Raw genomic sequence first — 16,442 nt, forward strand, 5'->3', positions numbered from 1 at the left:
GGCGCGTTACGTTCGGCCGAAAAAGCGAAAAATGCGCCCGCAATATTACTCTCTGCGAGTTATATCCCTTTCAGTGCTCGCCATCGCCACCCCAGACGTAGTTCAGACGCAGCAAGACATAGGGAGACATCCCATGGAACCGATCTGGTTCACCTTCCTGAACGGCTCGGACATCGACAAGCTGGAGATGTCCGACATCGAGGTGCTCGACGCCGTCGAGCAGGGGCTACGTGCCCAGGGTCGCGGGGAGACGGTCATCGAACCGCGCGTGCACCTCGTGCCCGATCCCACGTTCAACGGTCATTTCAACGTCCTCCGCGGCTATGTCGCTCCACTCGGGCTGGCCGGAGTCAAGATCGTAGGCGACTACGTCGGCAACTACGAGGCCGGGCTGCCCTCCGAGATGGCGCTGCTCAACCTCTTCGATCCGCGTACGGGCATGCCGGTGGCCGTGGTCGACGCCACCGCCATCACCGAGATGCGCACCGGTGCGATGACCGCGCTGGGGGCACGCCATCTGGCCCGTCCCGACGCCAAGGTGCTCGGTCACATCGGCGCCCGCGCCACGTCGTACTGGAACGTCCGGCTGCTGGACCGGATCTTCGACCTCTCCGAGATACGTGTCCACTCGCGCCGCCCGGAGAGCCGCAAGGCCTTCGCCGAGCGGCTGGAGCGCGACCTCGGCAAGCCCGTCATCGTGACCGAGGACTGGAAGTCGTGCGTCGAGGGCGCGGACATCGTGGTGGAGGCGTCCCGGCTGGACCGGCCGGAACCGCTGCTGAAGACCGGGTGGATCGCCCCGGGCGCCCTGGTCGTACCGTACGGAACGATGAGCGCCGTCGAACTCACCCTCACCGACATCATGGACAAGATCGTCGTCGACGACTGGGGCCAGGCCAGGTCCGGGCCGTTCGGCGCCCTCCGCGCGCACGTCGAGTCGGGCAGGCTCAGCGAGGAGACCCTGCACGGCGAACTGTGCGAGATCGTCGTCGGCGACAAACCCGGTCGGGAACGCGCCGATGAGACGACCCTCTTCTGGCACCGCGGACTCTCGCTGTCCGACATCGCGCTGGGCGCCGCCATGCTCGCCAAGGCGGCAGAGCGCGGCCTCGGTCAGAAGCTGCGGTTCTCATGACCGACACGCGCCCCCGTCCCCCGCGTGCCCTCTCCACCGCCACCGCCACCGCCACCTCCACCGATGAGCCGGTCGTCGTCGACGGGCGGACGCTGTCCTGCGAGGACGTCGTCGCCGTCGCCCGGTACGGCGCCGAGGTCGTCCTGGCGGACGAGGTGATCCCCCGGCTGGCACGCGACCGTGCCGTCGTCGACGACGCGGTCGACCGCCAGGTGCCGACGTACGGTCTGACGACAGGTCTTGGCAGCCGGTCGTCGTACGCACTGCCGCGCGACGAGCTCGAAGCGTTCAGCGTCCGTACGGTCCGGGGCCGGGCCAACGCGGTCGGCGATCCGCTGCCGGTCCCCGTCGTACGTGCCGCCGTGCTCGCCCGGGTCAGCGGCATCGCGGGCGGCGGCAGCGGAGTGCGGCCGGAGATCCCGCGGCTGCTGGTCGCCATGCTCAACTCGCGCGTGCATCCGGTGATCCCGGAGGTGGGGTCGATCGGCGCCTCCGACCTGTGCCAGCTGGCGCATGTCGGCCTGGTCGTCATCGGCGAAGGCCGGGCCGAGCTCTCCGGCGAGGTCCTGGACGGCGGCGCCGCACTGCGGCGGGCCGGTCTTGCCCCGGCCGAACTGGGCCCGAAGGACGGGCATGTGCTGTGCAGCGCAAGCCCGTTGGCCGCCGGTCAGGGCGCCCTGGCCCTCCATGAGGCGGCCGCCGTCCTCACCCTGGCCCAGGCGGTCACGGCCCTCACCTTCGAAGGGTTCCGGGCCAACACCAGCCCGCTCGACGCCCGGGTCCTGCGCACCCGGCCGGCCCCCGGGCAGTCCTTGGCGGCGCGGGAACTGCTCGCCCTGTTGGACGGCGGCGAGCTGAGCGACCCCCGCCGCGCGCGGCGAGTCCAGGACCCGGTCAGCCTGCGCTGCGCGGCCCAGGTGCACGGCTCGCTGCACGCCGCCCTGGACTTCGCCGGCGCCGCGCTCGAACCGGAGCTCAACGGCTGCGGCGACAATCCGGTGGTGCTGGCCGACACCGGCGAGATCGTCTCGTCCGGCAACTTCCACACCCCGGCCCTGGCCCTCGCCTTCGACACGCTCGCGCTGGCCCTCACCCAGACGGCGTCGGTCTCCGCCGAGCGCATGCGGCGGCTGCTCGACCCCGCCGTCAGCGGACTGCCCGCGAACCTCTCGCCGTACGGTCCGGAACGTTCGGGCTTCGCACCGCTGGCCAAGACGGCGCAGGCCCTCGTCGCGGAGATCCGTATGCTGTCCGCCCCGGTGTGCACCGATCCCCGGCACGGCGCGGACGCCGTCGAGGACGACTCGACCAACGCGGCGCTCGGGGCCCGGCGGCTGACGACGATGCTCGTCCGGCTGCGACAGCTTCTCGCCGTGGAGGCCGTGGCCGCGGCCCAGGCCGTGGACCTGGCCGCGCCGGCCGCCCTCGGCCGAGGACCCGGACTCCTGCACCGCGCGATCCGCGAACTCGTCCCGCGCCTGGACGACGACCGGCCCTGCGGGGTGGACGTGGACCGGGTGAGCGGCGACATCCTGGGGTCCGATGATGTGCGGGGCGCACTGCGCGCCCTGGCGGGAGGAGCATCGTGACCAATGTCGACGTGCACCAGCATCTGTGGAGCACCTTGTTCGTGGCGGCCCTGCGAGCACGCGAGGAGCCACCGTTCCTGGACGGCTGGACCCTGCACATCGCCGGTGAGCCACCGTACGAGGTCCCGCCGGCCGACCATGACGTCGCCCGCCGCGCCGAACTCGCCGCCGCCGACGGCCTCGACCTGGCTCTCGTCTCGCTGTCCGCCCCGCTCGGCGTGGAGTGGCTGCCGTCCGACGAGGCGCGGCCGCTGCTCGACGCGTATCACGAGGGCGCGCTCGAACTGCCCGAGCCCTTCGGCGCCTGGGCCGCCGCCTGCGTCCGGGACATCGACGCCGACGCGACGGCCGACGCCCTCGACCGTGGCTTCGCCGGCCTCCAGCTCCCGGCCAACGCCCTTGCCGACGCCGCCGGTTACGCGCGGTGCGCCCCGCTGCTCGATCTGCTGGAGGCGCGCGGCCTCCCGCTGTTCGTCCACCCGGGGCCCGCGGCCGGTGAGCCCCTCGGGCCCGGCTGGTGGCCCGCGATGGTCCCGTACGTACAGCAGATGCACTCCGCCTGGTTCGCCTTCCGCGCCTTCGGCCGGCCCCGTCATCCGCAACTGCGGGTGGTCTTCGCGCTGTTGGCCGGCCTCGCCCCGCTGCACGGCGAGCGCTTCGCCGCCCGTGGTGGTAGCGAGGGGCGGAGGGAGCCGGATCCGGACATGTTCGTCGAGACCTCCTCGTACGGTCCTCGTGCCGTCGACGCGGTCTCCCGCGCCCTCGGTACCGGCGTCGTCGTCCAGGGCTCGGACCGGCCCTACGCGGAGCCGCCGCAACGCCCCGGCTTCGGTCTGGGCGGAGCCGCGGCGTACGCCTTCCGCATCGCCAACCCGCGCCGCCTGCTCACCGGGAAGGACTGACCGCGCCAGGATCGCGACGGCCTCCCGGCCTTCCGGGCGGCCTCGCCGTATTCGGCGTCCGCGGGCTCACCGACGAGCCCGCGGCTGCTCGACGCGCCCGGGCCCGGTCCGACCGGGAAAGCTACTCCGGCGGCGTGGGCGTGTCGTGCGTGCGGTACATCGCCTGTATGTCCAGCTCCAGTTGGACCGTCGGCCCGACCACGGCGATGCCACGCGCCAGCATCGAACGCCAGTTGAGGGTGTAGTCCTCCCGGTGCAGCTCCGCCTTCGCCAGGGCCGCGCACCGCAACTCCTGGTCGTAGCCGCCATTCACCGTGCCCAGGTACGTGGTGTCCAGGGCGACCGAGCGGCTGATGCCGTGCATGGTCAGGCTGCCCTGGAGGATCCACTTCGTACCACCGCGGTAGGCGAAGCGCGTACTCGTGAAGTCGATGTGCGGATACCGCTCCACATCAAGGAAGTCCGCGGAGCGCAGGTGGTTGTCGCGTGTCGTGTTGCCGGTGGTGATGCTCGACGCGTCGATGCGTACGGAGACATGGGAGTCCGCCATGTCCTGCGCGACCCGGATGCCGCCCTGGAAGCGTTCGAAGCGGCCGTGGACGTTGGCCATGCCGACGTGCTTGGCGATGAAGCGGATAGCGGTGTGCGGTGGGTCGAAGAGCCAGGTGCCGGGGGCCGGCAGGTCGAGTTGGCGGGCCGGCTCCAGGCGGATCCGCTGGGGAGGGTGGATCACGCCGGCGACGACGTCGATCGTCTCGCGGTTCGGCGACAGGCCCTCGGCCATGACCATCATGCTGTACGTGCCCGGCGGCAGGGCCGCCATGAAGAAGCCGTAAGGGTCCGTGGTGCCGCGGGCCGCTACGCGGTGGGAGTCCACCGCGGTCACCGTGACATCGGCGCCGCCCATCGGCTGGCCCATGGGGTCCATGACCTCGCAGCCGACACCACCCGCGCCGGGCGGCAGGGGAAACGCGAGGCCCACCGCGGCAGCGGAGGCGCCCTTGGAACGTCGGCGCCTGAGCAGTGCGAGGGCCATGATGTTCACCTTTCTTCGTTTGCTACGGCGGCTCGACGTCGCCTCGCACCGCCGCCGGACGGCTCCCGCAGGGCGAATACGCTCGGGGCACAGGTCACCGGAGGATCGGGACACGAGCCACTCATGATCTTGGTGCACGCCGTGGCAGCGCGGGTGTCTCATTACGAGACACCGCCCGCTGAGCGTGCCGATCAGGGGTGTCCGCGCTCCCGCCGCGCAGGCCTCACGCGGTACCCGGTCCGTCCTTCTCGTCGACGAAGAAGCTGTCGTGGTGGACCAGGAAGTCGGTGAACTCCCGCCCTCCGCGCTGTGCCATCTCCGCGACCCTCTCGAAGTACTCCTCGCGCCGTTGTAGAGGCCCACCTCGCCGGAGAGGACGAAGAAGGACTCGGAGATCGACCGGTGGAAGTGGGTGCCGGGGCCTGGTGACCTGGGCCCCATGCCCACGCGGTACAGCCCGAACTCCCCGCCGGTCGAGGCGTGCGTGGCCAGGTAGTGCGTGCGGTTGCCGGACGGGGAGGTCAGCTCGGGTTCGGCGTCGGACGGCCTGAACACCGCGTTGATCTCCCCGTTCTCTCCCAGATAACGGGGCTCCGGATATGACATGCCACTCTCCTCACGTTGACGTATCCGAGGTCTCGGGCCGACGAGACCTGGCGGTCATCGGCCCGAGGACCGAAACGGGACTGCACCCACGGACGATCACCTGTCCGTGATGTCCGTCGACTCGAGGTCAGGACACTACAAAGCGAAACTTTCTCTTCGCAAATTCGTCGGAATGTACGGCTTGTTGTGAGTAGTTAGCACGCTATAGCTTGGTATTCATGAGTGATGATGTCGAGGAGCAAGCCGGGGCCGATCTACTCCTGGCGGAGTCGTTGCGGTGGGGCGTGTCCCGGCTGGCGTCACGGCTCCGCGCCGAGCAGCCGGGAAGCGAACGGACACTGACGCGACTGGCCGCATCGGTGCTCGCGAACCTGCGGCACAGCGGCGCGTTGACGCCCTCCGAGCTGGCCGCAATCGAAGGGCTGCAGACACAGTCCCTCACCCGCGTGCTCAACGAGCTGGAGGAGCAGGGCCGTATCCGCCGCTCACGCAGCGAGGTGGACGCGCGGCGCCAGAACGTCGTGCTCACCGAGGCGGGCCGGGAAGCGCTGCGCGAACATGTGCGCGACGGCAACGCGTGGCTGGCCGCGGCGCTGCGTCAGACACTGTCGCCTGCCGAGCGCGGGGTGCTGGGGATCGCCGCCGGACTCATGCGGCAGGTGGCCGAGACCGAAATCGCCGCGGACGCGCACCGGCACGGACACGACAGGTCGGCGGTGTCGTCCTCGGACGCGGAGGGGGCGGCCCCCGCGCTGTGACCACCCGCGACACCGGGAACACTGGGAAGGCATCCGCAACCGCTGACGGCCCGCAGCTCGCATCCAAGCGACGGGCGCGGCTGCTGCTGGTCCTGGCCGGGCTCAGTGCCGCCAGCCCACTGGCCACGGACATGTACGTGCCCGGGCTTCCGGACCTGGCGCGTTCTCTGGACACCAACGCCTCGGGCGCGCAGATGTCGCTGACCGGATTCCTGGCAGGGATCATCGTCGGGCAACTCGTCCTGGGACCGCTCAGCGACGCCGTCGGCCGCCGCCCGGTCCTTGTCTGCGGGACCGTCCTGTTCGCCGTCTTCTCCGCTGTCTGCGCGCTGGCACCGACCTTGGAAGTACTCAACGCGGCACGGGTCGGGCAGGGCATCACCGGAGCGGCAGGGATCGTCGTCGCGCGCGCCGTCGTGGCCGATCTGTTCAGTGACGGTGAACTCGCCCCGGTCTTCTCCCGACTGGGCGCGATCAGCGCCACCGCCCCGGTCCTGGCTCCGCTGGCCGGGGGCGCACTGCTGCTGGCGGTTTCCTGGCGCTACGTCTTCGCCGTCCTCGCCGTCGTCGGCCTGCTCCTCGCCCTGGGCGTGCTGCGCTGGATACCCGAGTCCCATCCGCCGCACGCACGCCTCGCCGGCGGACTGGCCGGCGGACTGCGGGCCATCGGCCGGGTCGCCGGCCGGCGCGCGGTGCTCGCCCCGGTGCTGGCCCTGGCCTTCGGCGGGGCAGCCGTCTTCGCCTACATCGCCGGCACGACCTTCGTCTTCCAGGACATCCACCACCTCAGCCCAGCCTTCTCAAGCCTGGTCTACGGCGTCAACGCCGTCGGCAACATGGCAGGCAGCCTGGCCTACGGACGGCTGGCGCAGCACCGTCCGGCCGAAACCCTTCTCATCGCCGGCGGCGGTCTCGCGCTGACAGGCCCGGCGGCGTTGCTGCTCATTCAGGCGACCATCGGCAGCAGCATGCCCTTCACCTGGCTGTGCCTGCTGACCTCCCTCACGGCGCTCGGGATCTTCTTCCCCGCTGTCGTCACCATCGCCCAGAGCCGCGGACGCGCGGCCCCTGGAGCGACCTCCGCCCTCCTGGGCGGAGGTCAGTTCCTGTTCGGCGCGGCCGCCTCCCCGCTGGTCGGGCTGTTCGGCACGCACAGCCCCGCTCCGATGGCCGCCGTCATGACCGCCTGCCTCATCCTGGCCACGCTCGCCGCGACAGCCACCAAGCGGACACGCACGCGCACACCGTAGGAACGGGCGGCGAAACTCGGTGGATTTCGTGGCGCGTGCCGAGCAGGGTGACCGCATGACGCCACCTGCTCCTGAACACCTCCCGGGTCTTCAGCTGGCACGGATCTTCTACGAGGAGGCGGTGCTGCCGATTCTCGATACGGCGTATCCGGGCCTTCGCCATGCGGCGGCGAGGGTGGGGTCCGGATCCGAGGTGCTGGGTTTCGACACCGCGCGATCGGCGGATCATGAGTGGGGCCCACGGCTGGATCTCTTCCTCGCACCGGAGGATGCCGCCCGCCACGGTGCCGATCTGCGTGAGCTTCTGAGGGAACGGCTGCCGAAGCGTGTGCGGGGCTGGCCGACGCACTTCCGTCACGGTGATCCGGGTGACCCGGTCGGTGTCATGGAGCTGACGGACGGTCCGGTCGACCACCGGGTCTCGGTGAACGATGTCGGCGGCTGGCTGAACGATCAGCTCGGACTCGGGCTCGGTAGGGCGTCCGGCGAACCGACGGTCGGTGACTGGCTGGCGATGCCGCAGCAGAAGCTCTGCGAGGTCACCGGCGGGGCCGTGTTCCACGACGAACTCGGCACCCTCACGGCAGCGCGCCGACGGGTGGAGTGGTATCCCGATGAGGTGTGGAGGTATCTGCTGGCCTGTCAGTGGCAGCGGATCTCTCAGGAGGAAGCGTTCGTCGGACGCTGTGCCGAGGTGGGGGACGAGCTCGGATCGGCTGTGGTCACCGGGCGGCTGGTGCGGGACCTGATGCGACTGTGCCTGCTCCTCGGGCGGCGATACGCGCCCTACAGCAAGTGGTTGGGGAGCGCGTTCAGACAACTGCCGGTGGCCGAGGGGCTGATGCCTTCACTGTGGGGTGCGGTGACGGCGGTGGAGTACTCGGCGCGGGAGAAGCACCTGTGTGACGCGTACGAGGTCGTCGCCGTCCTGCAGAACGCCACGGGGCTCGCGGAACAGGTGGATCCGACACGGCGGCGCTATCACAGCCGACCGTTCCAGGTGCTGCACGCCGAGCGTTTCGCGCAGGCTCTGGCGCGAACGATCTCTGATCCGACGCTGCGTGCCCTGCCGCTGTCCGGGAGCGTGGATCAGTGGACTGACAACACGGACTTCCTCGGACAGCGACGTCCTGCGCGCGCTGTGCTCGACGCACTCGACGCACTCGGATGAAGGGCCCGGCCTCCTCGGCGTCACCGACGTTCCGCCTGAACGGCAGTGCCAGGAACGGCGGTTGGGTGACCATCGAGCCCTGCCTGCGGAAGACGGAGGCCGACGGTCGGCAGGCTCAGCGAATTCAACAGGCGGGAGGGTCGTCGCGGTTCAGGTAACAGCTGGTGACCGGCGCCAGCGTGGTCCAGCCGAGGGACTCATACAGGCCCCGCCCTTCAACCGTCGCGCCGAGCACCCCGGTCCGGCCGCCCGCCGCGACAGCCGCGGCCGCCAGGGTGTGCATGACCACCCGTGCCAAGCCACGGCGACGGTGAGCAGGCGCTGTTTCGATCTGGTCGAAGACGACAGAACCGGCGCCTGCGGGGCCGCCGACCTGGCCGTGTGCGGCAAAGGTGCCGTCCTCGCCGAGGACGAGGGCGCGGGTGACATCGCCTCGGCTCCAGGTACGCAGCCGGTAGCCGATGGGGAGGTCCGTGGCGGACGGACGCAGGGTCGTCGACATCAGGAAGCCGGGGTCGCCGAAAGACCATCCGGGGGCGAGCCAGGGGGCGATGGTCTCCGGGGCCGTGAACACCTTGAGCCAGGTGCCGGGCGCTGTGACCGTTTCCGTGAGCTTGCGGATGAGCGCCTCGTCGGCATGGGGCAGGACGTGTCGGGTCACCTGCTTTGGCAGCCCGACGTCGACCGTGAATCCCCAGGGCTCCTCCACCGGAGGCGCGGCCCCGCGCGAGACGGCCCAGCCGTCGACCCAGGCCCGCACGATCTCGGTATCCATCCGACCCCCATGTAATAGGTGCACACGAATAAGGGATGTTACAGATTCACGCGGTCACCTTGGCGACGAACGCGGAGATGTTCGCCACCGTCCGCTGGATCTTCTCCTCCAGGGTGATCGTCTCGTGGAGCCGCGCGCCTGCGCCCGCGTCCTTCATGCCCCGCACGTACAGCGAGCAGGAGAGGTCGCTGCATATGTAGATGCCCACCGAGTTGCCCTGCTGTCCGGCCTTGCCCGCCTTCGGCGCGACCATCAGGGAGACACCGCCGGTGTGGGTGGTCACGCACATCGCGCACATGCTGCGCCGCGTCTGCCAGGAGGCGGGGGCGGGGCAGCGCATCGCGACGGCCCGCGGGCGGCCGTCCAGCTCGGTCACGAGGTAGGTGCGGTCGGGGGCCTGCGGATCTCGCCAGCCGAAGTAGTCCAGGTCGCCCCAGGGGCGGTCGGCCAGGTCACGCGGGACGGACAGGCGTTTCGCCGCACCCTTGGTGCAGTTCACGAACGCGGCACGGATCTCTTGCTCGGTCAGTGGCTTCATAAAGGGCAGGCTAATTTGCCTAAACCTCTTAGGCAAATACATAATGAGCTTCACCGTTCTGCTGAACGGGAGGAGGGGGAGGAGTCGTATGGCACGTGTAGGACTGACCACGGAACGCCTCACCCGGGCGGGAGCCGAGCTGGCCGACGAGGTCGGCTTCGACCAGGTGACCGTCTCGGAGCTGGCCCGGCGGTTCGACGTCAAGGTCGCGAGCCTGTACTCACACCTGAAGAACTCTCAGGATCTCCGGACCAGGATCGCCCTGCTCGCGTTGGAGGAACTCGCCGACCTGGGCGCCGCGGCACTGGCCGGGCGGGCCGGCAAGGACGCCCTGACCGCCTTGGCGAACGTCTACCGCGACTACGCCCGGGAGCACCCCGGCCGCTACGCCGCGACCCAGCTGAGACTCGACCCGGAGACAGCAGCCGCCAGCGCCGGCGGCAGACACTCACAGATGACCCGGGCGATCCTGCGCGGCTACGACCTGCCGGAGCCGGACCAGACGCACGCGGTCCGGCTGCTGGGCAGTGTTTTCCACGGCTACGTCAGCCTGGAGATGGGCGGAGGGTTCAGCCACAGCGCCCCCGACTCGCAGGAATCCTGGTCACGGACCATGGACGCCCTCGACGCCCTGCTGCGGAACTGGCCCGCACCCTGACCAGAGCTCTGAGCCCTGGTCCAGCCCCTCCCGACACCTTGATCAACAGGTTGAGACCATGCACACCGAGCACGACTGGATCACCACACCCATCACCGCGGACCTCCTCCGCGGCGCCCTCGACCTGGAGCGCACCGAGCACGGCGTGCTGCCGCACCGGCTGCCCACCCGGGCCCGCGCCCAGTACACCGACGGGCAACTGACCATGGCCGAGTCCCAGCCGTCGGGCGTACGGCTGGTCTTCCGCACCCGGGCCACCGCCGTCGAACTGGACACCCTGCCCACCAAGCGGGTCTACGTGGGAGCCCCGCCGCGCCCGGACGGCGTGTACGACCTGCTCGTCGACGGCCGCCTGGCCGGCCAGGCCAGTGTGACGGGCGGCAACACCTTGGTGATCGACATGGCCACGGGGACCGCCGAGAACCGCCCCGGGGCGGCCGGCACCCTCTGCTTCACGGGCCTGGCCGCCGGCGTCAAGGACGTCGAGATCTGGCTGCCGCACAACGAGACGACCGAACTCGTCGCCCTGCGCACCGACGCCCCGGTCGAGCCCGCACCGGACCGGGGCCGCAGGGTGTGGCTGCACCACGGCAGTTCGATCAGTCACGGCTCCGACGCCGCGAGCCCCACCACCACCTGGCCCGCCCTTGCCGCCGCCCTCGGCGGCGTGGAACTGATCAATCTGGGCCTGGGCGGCAGCGCCCTGCTCGACCCGTTCACCGCCCGTGCCCTGCGCGACACCTCCGCCGACCTGATCAGCGTCAAGATCGGCATCAACCTCGTCAACGCCGACCTGATGCGCCTGCGCGCCTTCACTCCGGCGGTGCACGGCTTCCTCGACACCGTACGCGAGGGCCACCCCACCACTCCGCTGCTGGTCACCTCGCCCATCCTGTGCCCCATCCACGAGGACACCCCCGGCCCCAGCGCCCCGGACTTCGGCGAACTCGGCGCGGGAAGGCTCCGGTTCCTGGCCACGGGCGACCCGGCGGAACGGGCCGGCGGGGAAGCTGACCCTCAACGTCATACGGGACGAACTGAGCCGCCTGGTGAAGCAGCGGGCGGCGGACGACCCGAACCTGCACTACCTCGACGGTCGCGGCCTCTACGGCGAAGCGGACTTCGCCGAGCTGCCGCTGCCCGATGAGCTTCACCCGGACGCCGCCACACACCGCCGCATCGGCGAACGCTTCGCCGCCCACGTCTTCTCCCCCGGCGGCCCGTTCACCGCCGAAGCCGCCGCGAACAGCCGCGTCTGATCCGGCCCTGGTCAGAGGTCAGGCCAGGAGCGGAGCCGGATCATCACCGTGCTCGGCCGACGGTCACGCCATCACGCGTTCACACCGTCACGCCGTCGATCTCGAAGGTCTGCACCGAGGCGGCGCCGAAGGGCACGACGAGGCTCTTGCCGTTCAGGCGCAGGTTCGTGCGCGCGGTGTAGAGGTCGCCGCCGCCGGAGGTCGCGGTGCTCCAGCTCCGTACGAGCCCGCCGCTGCCGCCGGTGACCTGGCCGAAGCGGGACAGGTCGAAGGTGAGGTTCTGCGCGGCACCGGAGTTGACGGCCACGATGACCAGTCGCCTGGCCGCCGCATCATGGGCCGCGACCGCGTATCCGACGCCGGTGTCCAGGATCGTCATCCCGGGACGGATGTGGCGGCTGAACTGGGCCATCACGTAGTACTTGGGCTGGACGGTGGTCGGCTGCAGCGTGCTCGCGTTGTACGCGATCATCGCCCAGCCTGTGGACGGGTCCATCACCTGCCAGTAGACCCAGGCGGTCGGGTGCAGCCAGCGGAAGTCCAGGCACAGGTTGCTCGCCATGGTGAGGCCGCTGCCGTCGCTGTCGCCGGTCTCCGAGTTCCAGAGCTTCTTGCCCGCCGTCGTCACGACGTCCGTGTGGAGGAGGTCGCGGCGGCCGCCCGAGCCCTGGTAGCCGTGCACGTTGAACTGGCTGACCAGCGCCTTCGTCGACGACCCGAAGGAGTTCCAGGTCGTACGCGCCAGGTCGTAGCTCGTCTCGTCCGACGCGGAGATCCTCGTAGCCGTCAGGCCGCGCTTGTCGAGTTCGCTGCGCATGTGCGGGAGTACGGCCGCCTGGACGGAGGCGTCCATGTGGCAGCCCTCCTGGGTGCCGGTGGCCGTCCACCAGGTGGACGAGGGCTCGTTGAAAGGGTCGACGGTCGCGAAGTTCACGCCCCAGTTGTTCTTCGCGCGCAGGGCCACGGCGGCCAGGTGGGAGGCGTGCTGGCGGTAGTTCCAGGTCTGGAGGTTGTTGCCGCCGCCGGACGCGCCGGACGGGTTGTGGTTGGAACACATCCACCACATGGGCGAGTTGGCGAACAGCTCGCTGACCGCGCCCCGTTGGGTCGCCTTGACGAGGGCGGCACGCTGGGCGGCGTCCGCCGACCAGTCCCAGGCCGAGGACGCGGGGTCCTCGTTGTTCCAGTCCTGCCAGAAGCCCTCGATCTGCTTGAAGGCCGGGATGTTGGGCGAGGCGACCATGCTCTGGCCCTCCACGCTGTTCGAGCTGCACGCGCCCAGGTTGTAGCGGGCGATGTTCATGCCGAGGCCCGGCAGTGTCCTGCCGTTGTACGCGACGGACTTGGTGGTGAAGAAGATGTCGGCGAAGTCGTCACGCGCGCCGAACACGTTGGCCCACCACGCGAGCGAGGTGCCCCAGCCCTCCCAACGTCCGTAGTTGGTACCGGGGTTGACGCCGATGGTCGCGTCGGCTCGGGCGGTGCCCGTCGCCAGGGCACTGCCGAGCAGCGTGCCGCCCGCCGCCGCCAGCAGGGATCTGCGCTTCATCATGGAGTCTCCTGTCGCGATCATGCCCCCACCTCACTGAAGAATGAGGCGGGGGCATGCGGTTGTCGAGACGGATGACAGCGCTTTCTGTTTCGATAAGTTTGCGGGCGCCCGTGTCACACGGCTGCGTGCACGCCCCAGTCGTCACAGCCTCACGCGAGCCGGCCGCGCCCGGCAGGGGATGTGACCGCCATCACAGGCGTCGCGGTGTCGAGAAGGGTGCACCGGCTCCGTCCCAGGGACACGAGCGGCCACGACGGGCCGCGTGACGCGGGAGGAATGATGATCTACCGGATGGATCACGCCTGCGTCGTGGTCAGTGCGCCGAGGGCGCCCCAACCGAAGTTGATCGCCGGTCAGCACGTTCCGCACCAGACTTCCGTTACCTCCACTCCTGAACCTCCGCTCCAGAAAGGACCGTCCGTCATGGCTGTCGCCGATGACCTCGACCACGCCACCGATTCGCAATGGGACTGGGTCGCCGAGCAGACCCGTACGTATCTGGCCTCGGGTGGCGCCGAGGGACACGAGTCGAACGGCGTCTACACGCTCGTGCTCGCCACGACCGGACGCAGGACCGGCGTTGCGCGCCGCACCTGCCTGATCTACGGCACCGCGGGCGAGGACTTCGTCGTCGTCGCCTCCAAGGGCGGTGCCGACGAGGATCCGGCGTGGTTCAAGAACCTCCGGGCGGACCCGAGCGTCGGGGTGCAGGTCGGCGGCCGTCGGTTCACCGCTCGCGCCCGGGTCGCGACGCCGGCCGAACGTGAGCTCCTCTGGCCCCGGATGGCGAGCATCTTCCCGCTGTACGACGAGTACGCACGGAAGACCGACCGCGAGATCCCGATCGTGCTGCTCACTCCGCAGGACTGACCCCGGCTCAAGGAACTTGACGGGCACATCGTCACCGGGTGACCCCGAGTCAGTCCTGATCGGCTTCGGTGAAGAACTCCGGTGGTGCCTGCAGGTCGTGGGCGCGGAACAGGACGGCGTGCTCGACGCCCATGGCCTTGCCGCTCATCGCGGTGAACTTCGGGATGAAGTCCTTGGGCGCGGGGTGGTCCGGGAGCGCGGCCAGGTACGCGGCGTGCGCCTCCAGCGAGGCGACGCCGCGGCGCAGCGGCTCACCCGTGACCTCGACGCCGTGGGTCGCGCCGGAGCCGGCGAGTCCGGGGACGATGAGCCAGCGCACGGAGTGCGGTTCGAGGTTCTCGTCGTCGATCTGCTCCGGGAAGACCCACCGGTTGCCCGCGTCGCGCACCGCGTCGAGTGTCGCGAGCCCGGCCGCGCGGTGGTCGGCCTGGTCGAAGCCATAGGGCGTCTCGATCTCGTAACCGGTGCCGAGTACGACGTCGGGCTTGAACCGGCGGATCTCCCGGCAGATGTCCCGGCGCAGGTCGAGGCCGTAGACGAGCACGCCGTCCGGATGTTCGAGGACGGTCAGGTGCTTGACGCCGACGACGGTGCAGGCCGCCTGCTGCTCGGCGACGCGCAGGCGTGCCGTCTCCTCGGGAGGGTTCGGCATGCCGGCCTCGCCGCGGGTGAGCAGGAGATAGCCGACCTCGATGCCGCGCGCTGTCCAGCGGGCGACGGCGGCGGACGTGCCGTACTCCATGTCGTCAGGGTGGGCGACGACACAGAGCACGCGGTGGAAGGACTCCTCGGGAAGGGCAGGCAATGTCATGTCGGCCATCCTTCCGCGTTCCGGGCCCGCCGTCCGCCGTTTGACCCACACCTGCCGTCACAGGTGTACGGGCACCGGTGTCACCACCGAGGGAGCTTGCGCTCGTACTCCGGGTGGATGCGCCGCATGTAGCCGGTGTCGTCGCGGCCGCGCATCCCCGAGTCGAGGTAGAGCCGGTGCAGCCGGTCCAGGGCGTCGTGGTCGAGTTCGACGCCGAGACCGGGTCCGGTGGGGACCTTGACCGCGCCGTCGCGCAGTTCGAGGACGCCGGGGACCACCACGTCGTCCGCGGAGTTCCACGGGTAGTGGGTGTCGCAGGAGGTGTCGAGGTTGGGGATGGCGGCGGCCACGTGGGTCATGGCGGCGAGGCTGATGCCGAGGTGTGAGTTGGAGTGCATGGACAGGCCGATGCCGAACGCCTCGCAGACGGCGGCGAGTTCACGGGTCCGGCGCAGCCCGCCCCAGAAGTGGTGGTCCGTGAGGAGGACCTGGATCGCGTTCTGCTCGACGGCCGGGCGCAGCTGCTCCCAGGCGATCACGCACATGTTGGTGGCCAGCGGCATGGGCGCGGTCTTCGCGACCTCGGCCATACCGGGGATGGTGTCCGTCGGGTCTTCCAGGTATTCGAGTACGCCGTCGAGTTCGCGCGCGACGTACCGCGAAGTCTCCACCGTCCAGACGGCGTTGGGGTCGAGGCGCAGGGGCTGGCCGGGGAACGCCTCGGCCAGTGCGCGGATCGCGGCGATCTCCTCGTCTGGCGGGAAGACGCCGCCCTTGAGCTTGAACGACCGGAAGCCGTACCGCTGTTGCATCAGCCGGGCCTGCTCGACGATGCCGGCCGGGTCGAGGGCCTCGCCCCAGTCGTCGCCGACCGCCGGGCTGCCGTCGAGCGCCGGGTGTTCGGCCCACTTGTAGAAGAGGTAGGCGGCGAAAGGCACGGAGTCGCGGACCGTGCCGCCGAGCAGGTCACTGACGGGGCGTCCGGTGAGCTTTCCCTGGGCGTCGAGGCACGCCACCTCCACGGCGGAGGTGGTCCAGCCGCGCTCATGGGAGCTGGGCACGGTGGGCCGCAGGGCGGTGTCGATCGCGGCGGCGACGGCCGTGCTGTCGAAGACGTCCATGCCGACGACCGCCTTCGCGGCGACCAGCAGTCGTTCGAGACGGACGTCGCCGCCGGTCGACTCACCGAGACCGACGGTGCCGTCCTCCAGGACGAGTTGCAGGACGCAGCGCAGGGCGAGGGGCTCGTGCACACCGTTGGAGTTGAGGAGTGGCGGGTCGCGGAAGGCGATCGGCGTGACGATCAGTTCGCGGATCCGGGTGCCGGTTCCAGTGCCAGTACCAGTGGTCGTGGTGCTCATGCGTGGACTGCCTCCAGGCCGTGGTCGATCGGTTTCGCCAGCCGGGCCGTGTGCTCCGGCATGGGGTCGAGCAGGGGCGCCCGTACGTCGCCGACGTCCTTCATGTCTCCTCGAAACTAGGGGTGTGACGACTGTGGGCATACACGTGTTGGCATACGGACGTTGGCCTAT

At 70.1% G+C, this 16,442-nt stretch carries 14 protein-coding genes and 2 pseudogenes; 9 read left to right on the forward strand and 7 right to left on the reverse strand.

What is annotated here, in order from left to right; all coding sequences use genetic code 11:
• The first annotated feature begins 133 nt into the window (after positions 1 to 133).
• Genes AB0I18_RS28440 through AB0I18_RS28450 form a run of 3 tightly spaced genes read left to right on the forward strand, consistent with a single transcriptional unit; the run spans position 134 to position 3,626 of the window.
• Positions 134 to 1,135, forward strand: coding sequence for an ornithine cyclodeaminase family protein (locus tag AB0I18_RS28440; protein WP_363108439.1), 1,002 nt, complete (start codon positions 134 to 136; stop codon positions 1,133 to 1,135).
• A complete protein-coding gene (locus AB0I18_RS28445) occupies positions 1,132 to 2,724 on the forward strand; it encodes an aromatic amino acid ammonia-lyase (RefSeq protein WP_363108440.1) in 1,593 nt (530 codons plus the stop codon). Before AB0I18_RS28440 ends, AB0I18_RS28445 begins: the two co-directional genes overlap by 4 nt.
• Positions 2,721 to 3,626 (forward strand): amidohydrolase, encoded by a 906-nt coding sequence (locus tag AB0I18_RS28450; protein WP_363108441.1) that lies wholly within the window; start codon positions 2,721 to 2,723, stop codon positions 3,624 to 3,626. Before AB0I18_RS28445 ends, AB0I18_RS28450 begins: the two co-directional genes overlap by 4 nt.
• Before the next feature lie 121 nt (positions 3,627 to 3,747).
• Here the strand turns inward: AB0I18_RS28450 and AB0I18_RS28455 are convergent, their stop codons facing one another.
• Entirely contained in the window at positions 3,748 to 4,662 is a 915-nt protein-coding gene (locus tag AB0I18_RS28455; protein WP_363108442.1) for a YceI family protein, read from the reverse strand.
• A 223-nt stretch (positions 4,663 to 4,885) separates the two neighbouring features.
• Positions 4,886 to 5,268 (reverse strand): annotated as a pseudogene (locus AB0I18_RS28460) (cupin).
• 218 nt (positions 5,269 to 5,486) lie between these two features.
• On the opposite strand from AB0I18_RS28460, the gene AB0I18_RS28465 reads away from it, so the two are divergent.
• From AB0I18_RS28465 to AB0I18_RS28475, 3 genes are read left to right on the forward strand one after another with little or no spacing between them, the layout of a single operon-like run.
• On the forward strand, positions 5,487 to 6,026 hold the full coding sequence (locus AB0I18_RS28465; protein WP_363108443.1) for a MarR family transcriptional regulator: 540 nt from the start codon (positions 5,487 to 5,489) through the stop codon (positions 6,024 to 6,026).
• Entirely contained in the window at positions 6,023 to 7,276 is a 1,254-nt protein-coding gene (locus AB0I18_RS28470; protein ID WP_363108444.1) for a multidrug effflux MFS transporter, read from the forward strand. The genes AB0I18_RS28465 and AB0I18_RS28470 overlap by 4 nt, the downstream gene beginning before the upstream one ends.
• A 55-nt stretch (positions 7,277 to 7,331) precedes the next feature.
• A complete protein-coding gene (locus tag AB0I18_RS28475; protein WP_363108445.1) occupies positions 7,332 to 8,447 on the forward strand; it encodes a DUF4037 domain-containing protein in 1,116 nt (371 codons plus the stop codon).
• Between the two features lie 124 nt (positions 8,448 to 8,571).
• Here AB0I18_RS28475 and AB0I18_RS28480 read toward each other — a convergent pair whose 3' ends face one another.
• Together AB0I18_RS28480 and AB0I18_RS28485 are read right to left on the reverse strand one after the other, a co-directional pair.
• Positions 8,572 to 9,222: a GNAT family N-acetyltransferase gene (locus tag AB0I18_RS28480; protein ID WP_363108446.1), complete on the reverse strand. Its 651-nt coding sequence runs from the start codon at positions 9,220 to 9,222 to the stop codon at positions 8,572 to 8,574.
• A gap of 46 nt (positions 9,223 to 9,268) precedes the next feature.
• Positions 9,269 to 9,760 (reverse strand): FBP domain-containing protein, encoded by a 492-nt coding sequence (locus tag AB0I18_RS28485; RefSeq protein WP_363108447.1) that lies wholly within the window; start codon positions 9,758 to 9,760, stop codon positions 9,269 to 9,271.
• An 88-nt stretch (positions 9,761 to 9,848) separates the two neighbouring features.
• Between AB0I18_RS28485 and AB0I18_RS28490 the strand changes: the two genes are divergently transcribed.
• Both AB0I18_RS28490 and AB0I18_RS28495 read left to right on the forward strand, forming a co-directional pair.
• Positions 9,849 to 10,418 (forward strand): TetR/AcrR family transcriptional regulator, encoded by a 570-nt coding sequence (locus tag AB0I18_RS28490; RefSeq protein ID WP_363108448.1) that lies wholly within the window; start codon positions 9,849 to 9,851, stop codon positions 10,416 to 10,418.
• 58 nt (positions 10,419 to 10,476) lie between these two features.
• Positions 10,477 to 11,677 (forward strand): annotated as a pseudogene (locus tag AB0I18_RS28495) (GDSL-type esterase/lipase family protein).
• Positions 11,678 to 11,756: 79 nt separating this feature from the next.
• Here AB0I18_RS28495 and AB0I18_RS28500 read toward each other — a convergent pair.
• Positions 11,757 to 13,229 (reverse strand): glycoside hydrolase, encoded by a 1,473-nt coding sequence (locus tag AB0I18_RS28500; protein WP_363108449.1) that lies wholly within the window; start codon positions 13,227 to 13,229, stop codon positions 11,757 to 11,759.
• 423 nt (positions 13,230 to 13,652) lie between these two features.
• Here AB0I18_RS28500 and AB0I18_RS28505 point away from each other — a divergent pair, with 423 nt between their 5' ends.
• Entirely contained in the window at positions 13,653 to 14,099 is a 447-nt protein-coding gene (locus AB0I18_RS28505) for a nitroreductase family deazaflavin-dependent oxidoreductase (protein WP_363108450.1), read from the forward strand.
• Positions 14,100 to 14,148: 49 nt separating this feature from the next.
• Here the strand turns inward: AB0I18_RS28505 and AB0I18_RS28510 are convergent, their stop codons facing one another.
• Positions 14,149 to 14,910 (reverse strand): PIG-L deacetylase family protein, encoded by a 762-nt coding sequence (locus AB0I18_RS28510; protein ID WP_363108451.1) that lies wholly within the window; start codon positions 14,908 to 14,910, stop codon positions 14,149 to 14,151.
• An 80-nt stretch (positions 14,911 to 14,990) separates the two neighbouring features.
• Entirely contained in the window at positions 14,991 to 16,271 is a 1,281-nt protein-coding gene (locus tag AB0I18_RS28515; RefSeq protein ID WP_363108452.1) for a glucarate dehydratase family protein, read from the reverse strand.
• Positions 16,272 to 16,442 lie beyond the last annotated feature (171 nt).

Origin of the sequence: Streptomyces sp. NPDC050704, from assembly GCF_040654355.1 — a bacterium.
Lineage (GTDB): Bacteria > Actinomycetota > Actinomycetes > Streptomycetales > Streptomycetaceae > Streptomyces.

Coding starts and splice junctions, on each gene's coding strand:
- AB0I18_RS28490 (WP_363108448.1), top strand. CDS start 9,849: ATGGCACGTGTAGGACTGACCACGGAACGCCTCACCCGGGCGGGAGCC.
- AB0I18_RS28465 (WP_363108443.1), top strand. CDS start 5,487: ATGAGTGATGATGTCGAGGAGCAAGCCGGGGCCGATCTACTCCTGGCG.
- AB0I18_RS28445 (WP_363108440.1), top strand. CDS start 1,132: ATGACCGACACGCGCCCCCGTCCCCCGCGTGCCCTCTCCACCGCCACC.
- AB0I18_RS28455 (WP_363108442.1), bottom strand. CDS start 4,662: ATGGCCCTCGCACTGCTCAGGCGCCGACGTTCCAAGGGCGCCTCCGCT.
- AB0I18_RS28485 (WP_363108447.1), bottom strand. CDS start 9,760: ATGAAGCCACTGACCGAGCAAGAGATCCGTGCCGCGTTCGTGAACTGC.
- AB0I18_RS28480 (WP_363108446.1), bottom strand. CDS start 9,222: ATGGATACCGAGATCGTGCGGGCCTGGGTCGACGGCTGGGCCGTCTCG.
- AB0I18_RS28500 (WP_363108449.1), bottom strand. CDS start 13,229: ATGATGAAGCGCAGATCCCTGCTGGCGGCGGCGGGCGGCACGCTGCTC.
- AB0I18_RS28505 (WP_363108450.1), top strand. CDS start 13,653: ATGGCTGTCGCCGATGACCTCGACCACGCCACCGATTCGCAATGGGAC.
- AB0I18_RS28510 (WP_363108451.1), bottom strand. CDS start 14,910: ATGACATTGCCTGCCCTTCCCGAGGAGTCCTTCCACCGCGTGCTCTGT.
- AB0I18_RS28475 (WP_363108445.1), top strand. CDS start 7,332: ATGACGCCACCTGCTCCTGAACACCTCCCGGGTCTTCAGCTGGCACGG.
- AB0I18_RS28515 (WP_363108452.1), bottom strand. CDS start 16,271: ATGAGCACCACGACCACTGGTACTGGCACTGGAACCGGCACCCGGATC.
- AB0I18_RS28440 (WP_363108439.1), top strand. CDS start 134: ATGGAACCGATCTGGTTCACCTTCCTGAACGGCTCGGACATCGACAAG.